Genomic DNA, 702 nt, shown 5'->3' with positions numbered 1-702 from the left:
GTTATTGCCAGCAAGGGCGCGCTGGCCATTACCACCAGCCACCTGGACAACAGCCGCCAGGGCAGTGTCAGCAGCAACCGCACCCTCGACCTGCACGCCGGCCAGCTGGACAACCGTGACGGCGGCCGGGTCGGCAGCCGCGAAGCACTCAGCGCGACGGTCACCGGCCTCGACCAGCAGGGCGGAAAGCTGTTCAGCGACACTTCGGTGAACCTCGACCTGAGCCATGGCCACCTGGATAACCGTGGCGGCCTGATCAATGCCCCGTCGCTGCTGCTGAACAATCTCAAGAGCGTGGCCAACCAGGGTGGCGAGATTTCCAGCGCGCAAGCGTTCACCGTCGCCGCCGAGCAACTCGACAACGGCAATGGCCGTTTGCTCAGCGACCAGCGCCTGCTGCTGCAGATCAGCCAGCGCCTGGACAACCTCAAGGGCCTGATCGGCGGCCAGTCGCTGGAGGTTAATGCCGGTGTGCTGAGCAACCGCGACGGTGGCCGAATCGAAGCCAAGGACGCGCTCACACTCACCAGCAAGGGCCTGGACAACCACGGCGGCAAACTGCTCGGCAGCAGCCTTGCACTGGACCTGCTCGGCGCCGACCTGGACAACGGCGCCGGCCTGATCACCACCGCCGGCCCACTGACCCTCGCCAACCTGGCCAAGCTCTCCAACCAGGGCGGCGAGATCTCCACCGCCCAGGCC

The 702-nt window shown here is 66.5% G+C and carries 1 protein-coding gene; it reads left to right on the top strand.

Annotation, left to right across the window (positions count from 1 at the left end; all coding sequences use genetic code 11):
- On the top strand, positions 1–702 hold a 702-nt coding region (locus AC25M7_RS25460; RefSeq protein ID WP_486971635.1), incomplete at both ends, for a hypothetical protein.

The sequence above is a fragment of the Pseudomonas sp. P106(2024) genome (assembly GCF_057480815.1).
Note: the sequence above shows the minus strand (reverse complement) of the source record. Positions and strands in the feature narration are given on the sequence as shown.